A 14,563-nucleotide genomic window follows, 5' to 3' on the forward strand; every position below is an offset into this window, starting at 1 on the left:
CGAGACCCTGAGAGGACACTGAGTTGGACGCATTGCTGGGCTCTGGCCGGACGATCCTGGCCTTCGTGGTGGTGCTGGGCGTGCTGGTCTTCATCCATGAGGCCGGGCACTACTGGGCCGCGCGCTGGCGCGGGGTCTATGTCGAGCGCTTCTCCATCGGCTTCGGCCAGGCCCTGGCCCGCTGGACCGACCGGCGCGGCACGGAATGGCGCATCGGCTGGCTGCCCCTGGGCGGCTATGTGAAGCTGCACGGGCAGGAGCAGCCGGGCGACGTGGACCCGGCGGTGCGGGCGGCGTGGCGCCCGGGCGAGACCTTCCACGACAAGCCGGTGCTCGACCGGGCCATCGTGGTGGCGGCCGGGCCCATCGCCAATTTCCTGCTGGCGGCGGTGCTCTTCGCCGGGCTCTTCATGAGCGTCGGCCAGCCGGTGATGAACGCCAATGTCGGCACGGTGGTGGCCGGCAGCGCCGCCGAGCGGGCGGGGCTCCAGGCGGGGGACACGATCCTCTCGGTGGATGGCCAGCCGGTCAGCCGCTTCACGGACCTGCAGAGCCGGATCGAGCCGCATCCGGGCCAGCCCATCACCCTGTCGGTGCGGCGCGGGACGGAGGAGCTGACCGTCTCCGCCACCCCAGAATCGCGGCAGCGCGACGGGGCGGCGCCGGTCGGCGTGCTGGGCATCGCGGCCGGGGCGCCGAGCTTCGAGCGGATGAACCCGGTGCAGGCGCTCTGGGGGGGCGTGGCCAATACCTTCGAGGTTTCGCGGCAGACGCTGGTCGGGGTCTGGCAGATGATCACCCGCCAGCGCGGCACGGACGATCTGGGCGGCCCGCTGCGGATCGCGCAGATCTCCGGGCAGGCGGCGGCCCTGGGCCTGCCCAGCCTGATCACCTTCATCGCCGTGCTCTCGGTGAACCTGGGCCTGATCAACCTCTTCCCCATCCCGGTCCTGGATGGCGGGCACCTGGTCTTCTACGCGGCAGAGGCGATTCGCGGCCGGCCGCTGCCCCCGCGGGCCATGGAATACGGGCTGCGGGCCGGGCTGGCGGTGCTGGCGGCCCTGTTCATCTTCTCGACCTGGAACGACCTGAGCCATCTGGGCGTTGTCCGATGGATCACAGGGCTGGCTGGATAACCATACGCTTCGCCTTGGTTGTTGAGACGGGGTTGGCGTTCCCGGGGGGTTGCCGCTAGTTTGCGCCCGCCCCCGTCCGGCCCTCTAGGGGACCGGGCGGGAAATGCCGGCTCGGAACCTGGAACTTGAACGCCACACGCGCCCTGCTTCTCGCTGCTACCTGCCTCGTCCCCGTGCTCGTGACCCCCGCCAGCGCCCAGCCGCAGCGCGGCCGCGCCGGCACCCCGGCCGCCGCTCCCCGACAGGGCGTGGGGCAGGGCACCGTCAGTGGCATCGATGTCGTCGGAAACCAGCGTATCGAGGCGGATACCATCCGCTCCTACATGCTGCTCCAGCCGGGCGACCGCTTCGATTCGGAACAGCTGGACCGATCGCTCCGAACCCTCTTCGCGACCGGCCTGTTCCGGGACGTGCAGGTCGGACGCCAGGGGGACCGCGTCGTGGTGCGGGTGCAGGAGAACCCGATCGTCAACCGGGTGGCCTTCGAGGGCAATCGCAAGATCTCCGACGACCAGCTGCAGCCGCTGGTCTCCATCCGCCCGCGGGCGGTCTTCACGCCCCAGGCGGCCCAGTCCGACCGGGAGAAGATCCTGGAGCTCTATGCCCGCCGCGGCCGCTTCGCCGCCACGGTGGAGCCGAAGGTCATCGAGCTGCCGCAGAACCGCGTCGATGTCGTCTTCGAGATCAAGGAGAACGAGACCGCGCTGATCGGCCGGATCAACTTCGTCGGCAACGAGGCCTTCTCGGACAGCCGGCTGAAGGAGATCGTGGCCAGCCGCGAGGCCGCCTGGTACCGCCCCTTCAGCTCTTCGGACTCCTACGATCCGGACCGGCTGAACTTCGACCGCGAGCTGCTGCGCCGCTACTACCTCCGCCACGGCTATGCCGACGTGCAGGTGACGGCCGCGACGGCCGAGCTGGCACCGGACCGTTCCGGCTTCTTCGTCACCTATACGATCAACGAGGGCAAGCGCTACCGCGTCTCCAAGATCGAGGTGACCTCGCAGCTGCGCAACATCAAGCCGGAGCAGCTCCGCCCCGAGATCAATCTCTCCCGCGGCGACTGGTATGACGGAGAGGCGGTGGAGAACGCCGTCCAGGCGATCCAGGACCGCGCCAACGAGCTGGGCGCGCCCTTCGCCGAGGCCCAGCCGCGCATCCAGCGCGACCGCGAAAAGGGCACGGTCGAGATCACCTTCGACGTGCGCGAGGGCGAGCGGCTCTATGTCGACCGCATCGACATCACCGGCAACACCCGGACGCAGGACCGGGTCATCCGCCGCGAGTTCCGCGTCGCCGAGGGCGACCCCTTCAACGCCGCGCAGATCCGCCGCTCCCGCCAGCGCGTCCGCGACCTCGGCTACTTCAACGACGTGAACATCACCACCTCGCCCGGCTCGGCGCCGGACCGGGTGATCGTCAATGCCGGGGTCTCGGAAAAGGCCACCGGCGAGATCAGCCTCGGCGGCGGCTACTCGACGGATGCGGGCGCGCTCGCCGATATCGGCCTGCGCGAGCGCAACCTGCTCGGCACCGGCATCGATGCGCGCATCAACGGCACCATCGCGCAGCGCCGCTCCTCGATCGACGCCTCGGTCACCGACCCGTCCTTCCTGGACCGCAACCTCGCCGTCGGCGCCGACGTCTTCTACGTGACCCGCGACCTGCGCGACTATTCGGGCTACGAGGAGCGCCGCTACGGCTTCGCGCTGCGCGCCGGCTACGAGTTCAACGAGTTCCTGCGCCAGTCTTGGACCTACACCCTGTCGCAGCGAAACATCTTCGACATCAGCAACGACGTCACCAGCAAGTACATCCTGGAGCAGAAGGGCAAGACGCTGCTGTCGCAGCTGGGCCAGACCCTGACCTGGGACAAGCGCGACTCCCGTCTCGACCCGTCGCGCGGCTACGTGCTGCGCTTCGGCACGGATTTCGCCGGCATCGGCGGCGACGCGAAATACGTCCGCTGGCGCGGCGACGGTGCCGTTTACGTGCCCTTCGAGAAGCTGCTGGGCGATCCGAAATACGTCCTCGCGATCAGCGGCAGCGTCGGCTACCTGCAGACCTGGGGCGGCGGCAAGGACCTGATCGTTGACCGCTTCTTCCTGGGCGGCGAGAACCTGCGCGGCTTCGAGGTGGCGGGTGTCGGCCCGCGCGACCGCTCCATCGTGAGCGGCGTGCAGAACGACGAATCCCTGGGCGGCCGCTTCCTCTGGACCCAGTCCACCGAGTTCCGCTTCCCGCTGCCGATCCCGGACGAGCTGGGCATCACCGGCCGGACCTTCGTGGATGTCGGCGCCCTGAGCCAGTCCGACAAGGGCGATGGGGTGTTGAGCGACAGCTCCCCGCGCGTGGGCGCGGGCGCCGGCATCTCCTGGGCCAGTCCCTTCGGTCTGATCAACCTCGACTTCGCCGCGCCCGTGGTGAAGAAGTCCTACGACCAGACGCAGGTGTTCCGCTTCGGCTTCGGCACCCGTTTCTGAGAATCTCCGGAGTATCGATGATGAAGGCGCGCACCGCTCTCGCCGCCCTGGCCGTCCTGATTCCCGCCACCCAATGGGCCATGCCGGCCCAGGCGCAGGACTGGTTCGTGCCGCAGGGTCAGCAGCAGACCCGCCCCGCCCAGCCGGCACAGCAGCAGCGCCCGGCGCAGCAGCCCGCGCAGCGTCCGGCGGCGCAGCCGGCCGCCGGACGCCCGGCGCTCGCCCCCGGCCAGGCTCCGCCCGATGCGATCATCGGCGTGGTGGATGTGCCGGAGGTGCAGCGCAACTCCACCGCCTTCAACGGGGTGCGCGAGGAGATCGAGCGCCGCCGGCAGAAGCTGAACGAGGACCTGCAGAAGGAGCAGGCGGGCTGGCGCGACGCACAGCAGCAGTTGCAGCAGGAACGCGCCGCCCTGACGCCGGACCAGCAGCGCAACCCGCCGGAGGCGCTGCGCAACCGCGAGCGTGAGTTGCAGGAGAAGATCACCGAGAGCCAGCGCGTCTTCCGTGACCGTTCCCGCGCCATCGAGCAGGCGGCGCAGACGGCGCTGAACGAGATCGAGCGCGCCCTGGCCGGGGTGGTGCGGCAGGTTGCGGCGAACCATAAGGTCAACCTGGTCCTGCCGCGGCCGCTGGTGATCTATAACGATCCGCCCTTCGACCTGACGGACGAGATCAGCCAGCAGCTGAACAAGGCGCTGCGCAGCGTGACCCTGGCCAAGGAAGAGGCGGCGCCCGCGGCGCAGGCCGAGCCGCAGGCGGCCAAGCCGGCACAGCAACGCCGCTAAGCCATGGCGGACCCGCGCTTCCATATCCATGCCGGGACGCGGACGCTGGAGGAGGTTGCGCGCGCCGGCGGCGCCGAGATCCTGCGCGGCGACCCCGCTTTCTCCCTGACGGACGTGGCGCCGCTGGACCAGGCCGGGCCGGGCGAGATCGCCTTCGCCGAGGGGCGGCGCAACCGCGACGCCCTGCGGGCGACGCGGGCGGGGGCGGTGATCGTCGCCGCCGCGATGCAGGCGGATGTCCCGGAGCAGGCTGCCGTGCTGCTGGCACGCTCGCCACAACTGGCCTTCGCCAGGATCGCCGGGCTGTTCCATCCGCCGCCGGTGCCGCGCCCGGGCATCCACCCGACCGCCGTGGTGGGGGAGGGCGCGGAGATCGGCGAAAGGTCCGAGATCGGTCCCTATGCCGTGATCGGCGAGGGCGCGAAGCTGGGGCCCGGCTGCATCGTCGGGCCACATGCCGTGATCGGCCCGAACTGCGTCTTCGGTGCGGGCTGCCGCATCCATGCCCAGGCCAGCGCCTATTTCTGCCTGGCCGGGAACGGGGTGGTGCTGCACCAGGGCGCGCGGGTGGGAAACGAGGGCTTCGGCTTCGTCCCCGATCCATCCGGGAACTTCGTCACCGTTCCGCAATTGGGGCGCGTGGTGCTGGAAGATCACGTCGAGATCGGTGCGAATTCCTGTGTCGATCGCGGGGCGGCGGGCGATACGGTCCTCGGCGCGGGAACCCGGACCGACAACCTCGTGATGATCGGCCATAATGTCCGCACCGGGCGCGGCTGCATCATCGTGGGACAGGCGGGAATCTCCGGCTCCACGGTCCTGGGCGACTATGTGACCGTGGCCGCGCAGGCAGGCTTGACGGGACATCTCTCAATCGGAACAAAGGCGCGTATCGGCGCGCAGGCGGGCGTCATGAATGATGTGCCGGCAGGCATGGACGTTCTGGGCAGCCCGGCCATGCCGGCGCGGGACGCCATGCGCGGCTTCGCGGCGGTGCGCCGCCTGGCCGCCAAGAAGGTTTCAACGGACAGGACAGAATGAGCGGGCAGGAAGAGCCGCGGGCCGAGGGCGAGACCTTCGAGACTTTCGATATCGCGCAGATCATGGAGGCGATCCCGCATCGCTATCCCCTGCTCCTCGTGGACCGCATGGTGGAGGTGGTGCTGGGCGAGCGCGCCATCGGCATCAAGAACGTCACGGTCAACGAGAACTTCTTCCAGGGCCATTTCCCACGCCATCCGGTGATGCCGGGCGTGCTGATCATCGAAAGCATGGCGCAGACGGCGGCCGTGCTGGTGGTGCGGACGCTGGGGCCCTCCGCGAATGGCAAGCTGGTCTATTTCATGAGCGTCGAGGGCGCGAAGTTCCGCCGTCCCGTGGTCCCGGGCGACCAGCTCCGCATCCATGTGGTGAAGGAGCGGCAGCGCGGGAATGTGTGGAAGTTCAATGCGGAAGCCAAGGTCGATGGCACGGTCGTGGCCGAGGCCACCTATGCCGCGATGATTCTGGACAAGTGAGCGTGGCAGAGATCCATCCCAGCGCTATCGTCGCCGAGGGGGCCCGGCTGGGCGCCGGCGTCAAGATCGGCCCCTGGTGCAGCGTCAGCGCCCAGGCGGTGCTGGAGGAGGGCGTCGAGCTCGTCTCCCACGCCGTCGTGGACGGCGACACGCGGATCGGGCCGGGCACGAAGCTCATGCCCTTCGCCTCGGTCGGCCTGCCGCCGCAGGACCTGAAGTACAAGGGCGAGCCCACGCGCGTGGAGATCGGTGCCCGCTGCACTTTTCGCGAGCATTCGACGATCCATCGCGGCAGCGTCGGCGGCCATGGCCTCACCCGCATCGGCGACAACTGCCTGATCATGGCCTGCGCCCATGTCGGCCATGACTGCCAGCTGTCGGACAACGTGATCCTGGCCAACAACGTCATGCTCGGCGGCCATGTGGAGATCGGCGACACGGTCTTCGTCGGTGGCGGCGCGGCGGTGCACCAGTTCGTTCGCATCGGCCGGCAGGCGGTGATCGGCGGCATGAGCGGCGTCGAGGCGGACGTCATTCCCTATGGCGCCTGCCTGGGCGACCGGGCGCGGCTGACCGGCCTGAACCTGATCGGGCTGAAGCGCCGCGGCTTCTCGCGACCTCGCATCCATGCCTTGCGGGCGGCGGTGCGGAGCCTTTTCGCGGGCGACGGCGTCTTCTCCGAACGCCTGGCGCGGACCCGGGCGAGCTGGGGCGAGGACCCGGCGGTGGCCGAGATCCTGGCCTTCATGGACACGCACAGCCGCCGCGGCCTGATGCGCGCCCGCGTGCATGGGCTGCGCGAGGACGAGGCGTCGGGCGAGGCCGCGTGACCTCGCCGGCCGCGGCCTCCCATGCCCCCCCTCTGGGCATCTTCGCCGGGGAAGGGGAGTTGCCGCTCCGCGTCGCCGCTACCGCCCGGGCGGCGGGGCGGGAAGTGCGTCCCGTGCTGCTGGAGGGTTTCGCCGATCCCGCCGCCTGGGTCGGCTATCCGTCCCTGCGGCTGCGTTTCGGTGCCCTGGGCTCTTCGATCCCCTGGCTGCGGGGTGAGGGGGTACGCGAGCTGGTGCTTTGCGGCCATGTGCGCCGCCCCTCGCTGCTGTCGCTGCGACCGGATGCGGCGACGGCGCGCTACCTCGCCCGGATCGGCGCGCGCGCCTTTTCCGGCGATGACGGGCTGCTGAGCGCGCTGCGGAAGGTCCTGACGGAGGAGGGCTTCTCGCTGGTCGGGCCGGATTCGGTGCTGGACGGGTTGCAGGTGCCGCCGGGCCTGCTCGGCCATGTCGCTCCGGATGCGGGGCACCGGGAGGATGTCCGCCGCGGCGTTGCGGTGGTGCAGGCGTTGGGCCGGCTCGATGTGGGGCAGGGGGCCGTGGTGCAGCAGGGCCTCGTGCTGGGCGTCGAGGGGATCGAGGGCACGGATGCGCTGATCGCCCGCTGCGGCGCGCTGCGGCGGGAGGGCCGGGGCGGTGTGCTGGTGAAGCTGGTAAAGCCGCAGCAGGACCGCAGCCTGGACATGCCTTCGCTCGGGCCGGCCACGGTGCGGATGGCGATACAGGCCGGGCTGGCGGGAATCGCCTTCGAGGCGCGGGGAGCGCTGGTGATCCAGCGGGAGGAGATGGTCCGCCTCGCGGACGGGAACGGGATCTTCCTCCTGGCCATCAGGCCCGAGGATTACGCCGGCGGCTGAGCCCGGTGGCCCGTCTTTGCGCGGCGTCCGGGATATCCCGGGCCGTGCCGCGGAAAGCGGCCGCCGGCTGGCGTATCGGGACGATGGCCGGCCGGCGGCTCCGGATCAGCTCGCGCTGCTGCCCGCGCTGCGGGCGGCCTTGCGCTTGGCCTTCTTCAGCCCGGCCAGCGCCGATTCCTTCAGGGCCGGCGAAGGCTTGAATCGCACGGTGGCGCCGGCCTTCACGGCGACCTTCTCGCCGGTGCGCGGGTTCAGCGCGGTCCGCTTGGGCGTCTCGCGGACGCTGAAGGAACCGAACTCCGGCAGCGAGAAGCGGCCGGTCTCGATGATCTCCTTCTTGATCGCCTCGATGAGATCGGTCGCCAGCCGGTTGGCGGCAACGCCGGTCATCTCGCTGGACTCCACGATCACGCCAGTGAGGAACTTCTTGCTCATGCAACCCCTCCAGTAGTGCGGCTTCCATAACGCAGCCGTTTCACGCTGTCTCGGTCAGATGCGAGTAAACATCAAGGGAATCGCATCTTCCACCGCTTCCCCGCGCCCCCGCGGCGAGGGGATGATGGGCGGGATGCCTTTTGTGCACTGCGAAAGCGGCGATCGGAGGTCAGTCGCGCAACCCATCGCGAATCAGCTCCGTGTTGACGGCGACGGCCGCCGTGGCGCCCTGCGCGGCGGCGACGACCGCAAGCTGATAGCCCCCGGCGATATCGCCCGCGAGATAGAGGCCGGGCACTGTGCTCGCCTCGTGCCGTCCGGTGCGGGCTGTGTCGTGTTCCGTCATCTCGCAACCCAGCGCCTCGGCGAGATCGCAGCGTTGGCGCCACGGCGTGGCAAGGAAAAGCCCTTCGCGCGGCAGCCGGTCGCCCTGCGCGAAGAGGATGGCCGAAAGGTTTCCTGCCTCAGATTCGAGCCGTGCGATGCGGTCCGTCCTGATCGCGATGCCCTGGCCTTCCAGGCGCTTCCCCCAGCGGTCCGGGTATTCCGGCGGCCCATCGGTGCAGAGCACGAGATCCGGCGTCCAGTGCCGGATCTCCAGGGCGAAGCGCACCGCGTCCTCGCTGTTGCCATGGACGGCCAGCGGGCGTCCGCGGTGCTCCCAGCCGTCGCAGATGGGGCAGCGCCAGGCGCTTCGCCCCCAGACGGCGTCCAGGCCCTCCAGCGGCGGCAACTGGTCCACCACCCCGGTGGCGAGGATCAGCTTCGGCGCGACGACCACCCGGCCATCGGAGAGCTCCAGGCGGAAGGCACCGTCGTCCTGCCGCACGGCTTTCGTTGCCGTCACCTGTTGCACGGAAACGCTGGGATAGCGGGCGATCTCCTGCTGCGCGATTCGCAGCATCTCGGACGGTGGCGTGCCGTCGCGCCCGAGATAGCCGCGCATGGCCTTGGCGGCGGCATTGCGGTGCTGCCCCGAATCGCAGACCAGCGTACGGCGGTCGCAGCGCCCCAGGATCAGGGCGGCGCTCAGGCCCGCAGGCCCGGCGCCGACCACCACGACCTCCCATCCGGCTTCCGTCTCCACGCGCCTTGGATCTGCCATGGTGCCCTAGCGCGGCTGGATCTGCGGATTGCCGCCGGGCGAGCCGGGCGGCGGGATGACCGGCGTGGTATTGGGCCGGGGATCGGGAACGGTGGTGTGGATTCCCGGGTCCACCCGGCCGGTCGCGGGCGGCTGGATCACCCCGCTGCGCGGCATGGGGTTGGAGCGCTCCGGCGCGGCATTCCGACCCGGCGCGGAAGGTTCCGGCATGGGGGCGTAGGGGCTGCCGGGCGTCGTGGGCGAGGGAGCCTGCGCCAGGGCAGGTCCGGACAGGAGGGCGAGAAGCCCGGCGAGCCGGGGCAGGCTGCGCCATGCGGGTATCGGCTTGCTTGGCGGTTGCGGCATCGTGTGGCCTCCCTCGGACATGGGGCTTGGAGCGGCTGTCCGCCCTCTGGAACGCCCGGCACGACGGGGAGGTTTGCCCGCCACGCGAATCGCCGCGCGGCGCCCGCTTCAGGAACGGTTGGCGAAGCGCCCCGCCATGGCCCGCTCCACGGGATGGGCGCGCTGCTCCCGCTCCGGCGTGCAGGGACGGAAGCCCTCGTAGCCCTGCCAGACCCGGCAGAGTCCGGCGGCCCGCCAGCCGGAAGCGAGGTCCGGCTTGCCGAAGGTTCCGCAGCCCGCGCAACTCAGGATCAGCGCCACCACCAGCGGCTCGAAGGCGGAGCCGGTCCGGCAGAGGGGCAGGGACCAGGTGCCCTTCATCGGCCAGGCGAGGCGCAGCCCGCCGGGCGTGAGCAGGTCCGCCACCAGATGCGAGAGATAGCCCACCAGCAGAGGCGCCATCACCCAGCGCGGCAGGTCGGTCTGCAGCAGCAGCACGAAGCAGGCCGCGACGGCCAGGGCGGAATGGGTGATGCCGCGATGGCCGAAGATCCAGCCGATGACATTGGAGACCGGCCGCGTGCGCTTGCCGACCCAGGATTTCGGATGGTCGATATCCGGCAACAAGGCGCCGAGCACGGCAAGCCCCAGGGAGGCGGCATCCACGGCGGGAAGGCCGAATTTCGGTGCCGCCACCAGCCAGGCCGCGGCGCCGAGCGCGATATGCGACCCCGCCATCATGCCGGTGGCTGCGTCCTTGTTGAACCTGCTTGAGATTAGGTCTCAAAGAATCGGCCTACAAGGCTGAATCCCGACGTTTTTCTCGGAAACCATGCGATTCCTGTGCGAAACGCGCCCGATTCCGGTCCTGCGCGTGTTCCGCACTGTCCTTGCCCGTCCCGCTGGCGCAAACTGGGCGCATGGACAACCTGACAGCTCTCGCCCTGGCCGAGTCGGCCGCAAGGGTGAGCCGGGATCTGCTGCGCGCCGGCGGCGGCGTGGCGGAATCCGCCATCGGCCGGGACATCAAACTTCAGCAGGACAAGGCCTCCGAGGCCCTGATCATCGCCGCGCTGCGCGAGGCCGCGCCCTTTCCGGTGCTCAGCGAGGAGGCCGGCTGGATCGGCGGCCAGCCGGCGCCGGGCGAGGCCTGGTGGGCGGTGGACCCGCTGGACGGGTCGTGGAACTTCTTCCGGGGCGTGCCGCTCTGCTGCGTCTCCGTGGCGCTGTGCCGCGACGACAAGGCGGTGCTGGGCGCGATCTACGACTTCAACCGGGACGAGCTCTTCTCCGGCGGACCGGGGCTGGGCTTCCGCCAGGACGGCATGCCGGTCGAGCCGCCGGCCCGGCCACGCGCGGTGCTGTCCACCGGCCTGCCCGCCAAGGCGGACCATTCGCCCGAGGGCCTGGCGCGGGTGATCGGCCGCTTCGAGGGCTGGACCAAGATCCGCATGATCGGCAGCGCCGCGCTCTCCCTGGCCTGGGTCGCCTGCGGGCGCTTCGACGGCTACGAGGAGGAAGGCATCAACTGGTACGACGTCGCCGCCGGCTGCGCGCTGGTGGAGGCCGCGGGCGGCGAGATCGCCGTCACCGGCGAGGTCGGCGGGCCGATGCATGTGCGCGCCGTGACGGGGAGGGCACCCTCGTGAGCGGGTTGGCGGAGCGCCGCGCGCTGGCGGCGAAGCTGATCGCGGCGGTGCGGGACCGCGCCGTCCTGGCGCCGCAGCCGGCCGAGATCCCGGCCAGCCTGGCGGAGGCCGAGGCGGTGCAGGACGCGGTGGTGGCGGGAACGATCCGGAAGATCGGGGCCTGGAAGCTGGGCGCCACGGTGAAGTCGGTGCGCGAGGGCTTCGGGCTGGAACGCGGCTTCTTCGGCGTGCTGCCGGCGGAGCGTGTGCTGCCTTCCGGCGCCGAGCCGCCCGCGTCGGACCTGCCGCAGGCCGGGGTGGAGAGCGAGATCGCCTTCCGCTTCGGCCGCGACCTTGATCCGCGCGGCGCGCCCTGGTCGGCGGAGGAGGTGCGGGCGGCGATCACGGGCGTGCATCCCGCGATCGAGGTGCCGCAGACCCGCTTCGCCGCGCTGGGGCAGTTCGGCGCCTTCGGCCTGATCGCCGACAACGGCGCCTCGGGCCTCGGCATCGTCGGGGAGGGCGTCGCGGACTGGACGCCGGAGGAGCTGCTGGATCTGCGGGTGTCGGTGAGCTTCGACGGAGCCGAGGCGGCGTCGGGCACTGGTGCGCTGGTGGAAGGCGGGCCCTTCGGCGCCACCGTGGCCTTCGTGGCCCTGGCCAATGCGCGCGGCTACACGATCCAGACGGGGCAGTACGTGCTGACCGGTTCCTGCACCGGCTGCCTGCAGCCGCCGCGGCCCGGACTGGTGCGCGCCTCCTTCGGCCGTTTCGGCGCGGTGGAGATGCGGGTTCCGGCCTGAGCCGGAAAGGACGAAGCGCCGGGAGGTCTCCCTCCCGGCGCTTCCTGTCGGGTGATGCATCGCGCCGTCAGGCGGCGGCGGCATCCAGCGCCGCGGCGGGACGGTGGACCGTGTCCCAGAGCGCCTCGGCGATGTCGAAATCCTCCTGCGTCTTGATCACGTGCCCGGCCATCCGGCCCACCGGCCAGGTGCCGATGCGGCCGGAATAGGTGGCGCAGCGTCCGGCGGCGAAGGCCTCCAGATAGGTCTCGCGCCGCCAGCCGGTGATCGACCAGGTGATCCGCTCGACCGGCAGCAGGTCCTGGCTGTTGGTCTTCTCGGCGAAGGTGAAGTTCACCGGCGCGCCGCGATGCATGCATTCCAGGTTCTCGTGGATGACGCTCATCAGCGCGTCCTCCTGCCCCTCGCGCAGCCGGTTGACGAAGGAGCGGACCTCCTCCGCCGTCAGCAGCGGCGCGATGGAATGCACCTGCACCACCGCGTCGCAGGTGCGCTTCTCCAGGAACTCCGCGACGAACTGCTCGGAGGTCGCGGTGTTGGAGCCGAGATGCTCCGGGCGCTGGTGGAAGCGGGCGCCTTCGGCCAGCGCCACCGGCCCGAAGGCCGGATGCTCCGAATTCACCCAGATCTCGTCGAAGACCCCGGCCTCCTGGCACTTGCGGATCGCATGCGCGATCAGCGGCGCGCCGCGGATCTCCTTGAGGTTCTTCTGCTTCAGGCGCTGGCTGCCCATGCGGGCAGGGATCATGGCCAGGATGCGCATGGCGTCAGACCACGCTGTACTCGGCCTCGCCGACCAGCATGTCGACGACGGTGGTCAGCCAGATGTTGTGCACGCCCTCGACCACGTTGTAGGCGCCCGAGGGGATGTGGAAGTTGATGTCGCCTTGCGCCTTCAGCGGGTTCTCCGGCGACTTGCCGGTGAAGGTGACGACGCTGACGTCGTTCCTGCGGGCCCATTCGGCGGCCTTCACGGCATTCGGCGAGGTGCCGCTGACGGAGATCAGCACCACCGCGTCGCCCGGATCGGCATAGCGCTCCATGGCGCGCCAGATCCAGTTCTCATAGCCGTAGTCGTTGGCGAAGCAGGTGATCAGGTTGGGCTCGTTGAAGTCCACCGCGCGGACCCGGCCCTGCTTGGTGAAGTCCACCGCGCCGTGCGAGGAGATCGAGGCCGAGGCGCCGTTGCCGGCGAAGAGCAGCTTGTTCTTGCTGGCGCGGATCTTGAGGCAGAGATCGCGGAAGGCGATCAGCGCCGGGTAGTGCTTCTCGTCGAAGGCCTCCGACGTGTAGCGCTGGAAGTAGTTCTCGAGCCAGCCGTGCCAGTCATTGGTCACGACGGCGTCCTTGACGTTGGTGTCCATCACTCTCTTCCCCTCAGTCCGCATGTCCCAGGAGCATCTCGCGCAGATCGGCGGATTCGTGCCGTTCATGGGCGTAGATGCGGTCGATCAGGTCGAGCACCTGCAGCGCCTGCGCCGAGGAGCCGTAGGTGACGGCCGAGCCGGTGCGAACCGACTCGAAGAAGGCGTCCACCTCGCGCTGCCAGGAGGCATCCACCTCGAAGTGGATCTTCTCCTCGCTGTCGAAGCTCGCGGCCGGCGCCCTGGCGCGGTTGCGCGCGATGGTCAGGACTTCCTCGCCATAGGTGCCGGAGGAGGTCTTGAGCCCGTTCAGCGTGAGGTAGCCGCGCTCCAGGAAGACCTCGAGCGAGAAGAGGTGGCGCCACTGCGTCATGGTCGAGTGGAAGGAGACGGCGCAGCCTGTGGCGCTGTCGCGCATCAGGGCGAAGACGTTGTCCTCGATGCCCGGCGTCTTCCAGTAGAGGTTGGAGACCATGGCCTGCACCTCGTCGAACGGACGCCCGTTCAGGTGCAGCAACAGGTCGAGCATGTGGATGCCCTGGTCGAGCAGGATGCCGCCGCCGGCGAGGCTCCGGTCGGCGCGCCAGCCCTTCAGGTAGTCGCCGTCCACGCTCTTGCCGTAGCGGCCGCGCATCCAGAGGATCCGGCCGAACTCGCCTTCCTCGACCATCTCCTTCATGCGCAGGATCGCGCCGTGGTGGCGATGGTTGAAGCCGTACATCAGGACCCGGCCGCATTCCTGCTCGACACCGATGATCTCGCGCATCTCGGTGCCGTTGAAGCAGGGCGGCTTCTCGCAGAACACGTGCTTTCCGGCCCGCAGGGCGGCGATGGTCAGGGGGCGGTTCAGCCAGTTCGGCGTGCAGACGAAGACCGCGTCGAGGCTGGGATCGGCGATGATCTCCTCGGCCGAGGCGGCATAGGGATACGGGCAGTCGGGTAGCCGTACCGTGTCGAAGACGGTGGCGATCTCCGCGTGCCGCCCGGCCTCGATGGCGTCGGCCCGGATCTGCCCCATCTTCCCGTAGCCGATGATCCCCACTTTCATGCGGTGAGTCCCTTTTTGGTGGCTGCCCGGGTTGACGACCCAGGGGGCGACAACCATGGGTGGGTAAACTAAGGGTTATTTTGCACCGCAAGATTGCATGACACAACCATTTAGTGTGTAAAACCTTTAGAAAGCTTCTCATTAGTTGAGACAATGGAAGCGTTCGCGTCCGTCTATTTACTTAAACGTGATTAACCCTTGCTATGGTTGTGGGCATGCTGAAAGGTGCAACTTCAATGTTCCGC

At 69.7% G+C, this 14,563-nt stretch carries 15 protein-coding genes and 1 pseudogene; 9 read left to right on the forward strand and 7 right to left on the reverse strand.

Annotated features, from left to right (window positions below; genetic code table 11):
• Positions 1–23 precede the first annotated feature (23 nt).
• The 7 genes from rseP to CTJ15_RS07110 all read left to right on the forward strand — a co-directional run bounded on the left by rseP (position 24) and on the right by CTJ15_RS07110 (position 7,611).
• Entirely contained in the window at positions 24–1,136 is a 1,113-nt protein-coding gene (gene rseP, locus CTJ15_RS07080; protein WP_369923825.1) for an RIP metalloprotease RseP, read from the forward strand.
• A gap of 125 nt (positions 1,137–1,261) precedes the next feature.
• The gene (bamA, locus tag CTJ15_RS07085) at positions 1,262–3,619 is read left to right on the forward strand and encodes an outer membrane protein assembly factor BamA (RefSeq protein ID WP_075821605.1); all 2,358 of its coding nucleotides are present in this window, start codon (positions 1,262–1,264) and stop codon (positions 3,617–3,619) included.
• Positions 3,620–3,639: 20 nt separating this feature from the next.
• On the forward strand, positions 3,640–4,407 hold the full coding sequence (locus CTJ15_RS07090; RefSeq protein ID WP_099782108.1) for an OmpH family outer membrane protein: 768 nt from the start codon (positions 3,640–3,642) through the stop codon (positions 4,405–4,407).
• A 3-nt stretch (positions 4,408–4,410) separates the two neighbouring features.
• A complete protein-coding gene (gene lpxD / locus CTJ15_RS07095; RefSeq protein ID WP_075821606.1) occupies positions 4,411–5,448 on the forward strand; it encodes a UDP-3-O-(3-hydroxymyristoyl)glucosamine N-acyltransferase in 1,038 nt (345 codons plus the stop codon).
• Positions 5,445–5,924 (forward strand): 3-hydroxyacyl-ACP dehydratase FabZ, encoded by a 480-nt coding sequence (fabZ, locus tag CTJ15_RS07100; RefSeq protein ID WP_019460065.1) that lies wholly within the window; start codon positions 5,445–5,447, stop codon positions 5,922–5,924. Before lpxD ends, fabZ begins: the two co-directional genes overlap by 4 nt.
• The gene (gene lpxA, locus CTJ15_RS07105) at positions 5,921–6,754 is read left to right on the forward strand and encodes an acyl-ACP--UDP-N-acetylglucosamine O-acyltransferase (protein WP_075821607.1); all 834 of its coding nucleotides are present in this window, start codon (positions 5,921–5,923) and stop codon (positions 6,752–6,754) included. The genes fabZ and lpxA overlap by 4 nt, the downstream gene beginning before the upstream one ends.
• Complete coding sequence (locus CTJ15_RS07110) at positions 6,751–7,611, forward strand: LpxI family protein (protein WP_075821608.1); 861 nt, start codon at positions 6,751–6,753, stop codon at positions 7,609–7,611. The genes lpxA and CTJ15_RS07110 overlap by 4 nt, the downstream gene beginning before the upstream one ends.
• A 171-nt stretch (positions 7,612–7,782) precedes the next feature.
• Here CTJ15_RS07110 and CTJ15_RS07115 read toward each other — a convergent pair.
• From CTJ15_RS07115 to CTJ15_RS07130, 4 genes and pseudogenes are all read right to left on the reverse strand, one after another.
• Positions 7,783–8,046 (reverse strand): annotated as a pseudogene (locus CTJ15_RS07115) (HU family DNA-binding protein); the annotation flags it as partial.
• A 169-nt stretch (positions 8,047–8,215) separates the two neighbouring features.
• The gene (locus tag CTJ15_RS07120; RefSeq protein ID WP_099781389.1) at positions 8,216–9,151 is read right to left on the reverse strand and encodes an NAD(P)/FAD-dependent oxidoreductase; all 936 of its coding nucleotides are present in this window, start codon (positions 9,149–9,151) and stop codon (positions 8,216–8,218) included.
• 6 nt (positions 9,152–9,157) lie between these two features.
• On the reverse strand, positions 9,158–9,496 hold the full coding sequence (locus CTJ15_RS07125) for a hypothetical protein (protein WP_216348583.1): 339 nt from the start codon (positions 9,494–9,496) through the stop codon (positions 9,158–9,160).
• Between the two features lie 108 nt (positions 9,497–9,604).
• Complete coding sequence (locus CTJ15_RS07130) at positions 9,605–10,216, reverse strand: metal-dependent hydrolase (RefSeq protein ID WP_019460071.1); 612 nt, start codon at positions 10,214–10,216, stop codon at positions 9,605–9,607.
• A 179-nt stretch (positions 10,217–10,395) separates the two neighbouring features.
• On the opposite strand from CTJ15_RS07130, the gene CTJ15_RS07135 reads away from it, so the two are divergent.
• Both CTJ15_RS07135 and CTJ15_RS07140 read left to right on the forward strand, forming a co-directional pair.
• A complete protein-coding gene (locus tag CTJ15_RS07135) occupies positions 10,396–11,124 on the forward strand; it encodes an inositol monophosphatase family protein (protein WP_019460072.1) in 729 nt (242 codons plus the stop codon).
• Complete coding sequence (locus CTJ15_RS07140) at positions 11,121–11,906, forward strand: 2-keto-4-pentenoate hydratase (RefSeq protein WP_126281843.1); 786 nt, start codon at positions 11,121–11,123, stop codon at positions 11,904–11,906. The genes CTJ15_RS07135 and CTJ15_RS07140 overlap by 4 nt, the downstream gene beginning before the upstream one ends.
• 67 nt (positions 11,907–11,973) lie before the next feature.
• Here CTJ15_RS07140 and CTJ15_RS07145 read toward each other — a convergent pair whose 3' ends face one another.
• Genes CTJ15_RS07145 through CTJ15_RS07155 form a run of 3 tightly spaced genes read right to left on the reverse strand, consistent with a single transcriptional unit; the run spans position 11,974 to position 14,318 of the window.
• Positions 11,974–12,669, reverse strand: a complete 696-nt coding sequence (locus CTJ15_RS07145) for a cytidylyltransferase domain-containing protein (RefSeq protein WP_019460074.1) — start codon at positions 12,667–12,669, stop codon at positions 11,974–11,976.
• Between the two features lie 4 nt (positions 12,670–12,673).
• Positions 12,674–13,270, reverse strand: coding sequence for an SIS domain-containing protein (locus CTJ15_RS07150; protein ID WP_019460075.1), 597 nt, complete (start codon positions 13,268–13,270; stop codon positions 12,674–12,676).
• Positions 13,271–13,283: 13 nt separating this feature from the next.
• Entirely contained in the window at positions 13,284–14,318 is a 1,035-nt protein-coding gene (locus tag CTJ15_RS07155) for a Gfo/Idh/MocA family protein (RefSeq protein WP_019460076.1), read from the reverse strand.
• Between the last annotated feature and the right edge of the window lie 245 nt (positions 14,319–14,563).

Source organism: Roseomonas sp. FDAARGOS_362 (assembly GCF_002754815.1).
Classification (GTDB): Bacteria; Pseudomonadota; Alphaproteobacteria; order Acetobacterales; family Acetobacteraceae; genus Roseomonas; species Roseomonas mucosa.

What these genes read in the sequence shown, in the direction of transcription:
- CTJ15_RS07090 (WP_099782108.1), top strand. Translation starts at nt 3,640, where the DNA reads ATGAAGGCGCGCACCGCTCTCGCCGCCCTGGCCGTCCTGATTCCCGCC.
- lpxD (WP_075821606.1), top strand. Translation starts at nt 4,411, where the DNA reads ATGGCGGACCCGCGCTTCCATATCCATGCCGGGACGCGGACGCTGGAG.
- fabZ (WP_019460065.1), top strand. Translation starts at nt 5,445, where the DNA reads ATGAGCGGGCAGGAAGAGCCGCGGGCCGAGGGCGAGACCTTCGAGACT.
- CTJ15_RS07120 (WP_099781389.1), bottom strand. Translation starts at nt 9,151, where the DNA reads ATGGCAGATCCAAGGCGCGTGGAGACGGAAGCCGGATGGGAGGTCGTG.
- CTJ15_RS07125 (WP_216348583.1), bottom strand. Translation starts at nt 9,496, where the DNA reads ATGCCGCAACCGCCAAGCAAGCCGATACCCGCATGGCGCAGCCTGCCC.
- CTJ15_RS07130 (WP_019460071.1), bottom strand. Translation starts at nt 10,216, where the DNA reads ATGATGGCGGGGTCGCATATCGCGCTCGGCGCCGCGGCCTGGCTGGTG.
- CTJ15_RS07135 (WP_019460072.1), top strand. Translation starts at nt 10,396, where the DNA reads ATGGACAACCTGACAGCTCTCGCCCTGGCCGAGTCGGCCGCAAGGGTG.
- CTJ15_RS07145 (WP_019460074.1), bottom strand. Translation starts at nt 12,669, where the DNA reads ATGCGCATCCTGGCCATGATCCCTGCCCGCATGGGCAGCCAGCGCCTG.
- CTJ15_RS07150 (WP_019460075.1), bottom strand. Translation starts at nt 13,270, where the DNA reads ATGGACACCAACGTCAAGGACGCCGTCGTGACCAATGACTGGCACGGC.
- CTJ15_RS07155 (WP_019460076.1), bottom strand. Translation starts at nt 14,318, where the DNA reads ATGAAAGTGGGGATCATCGGCTACGGGAAGATGGGGCAGATCCGGGCC.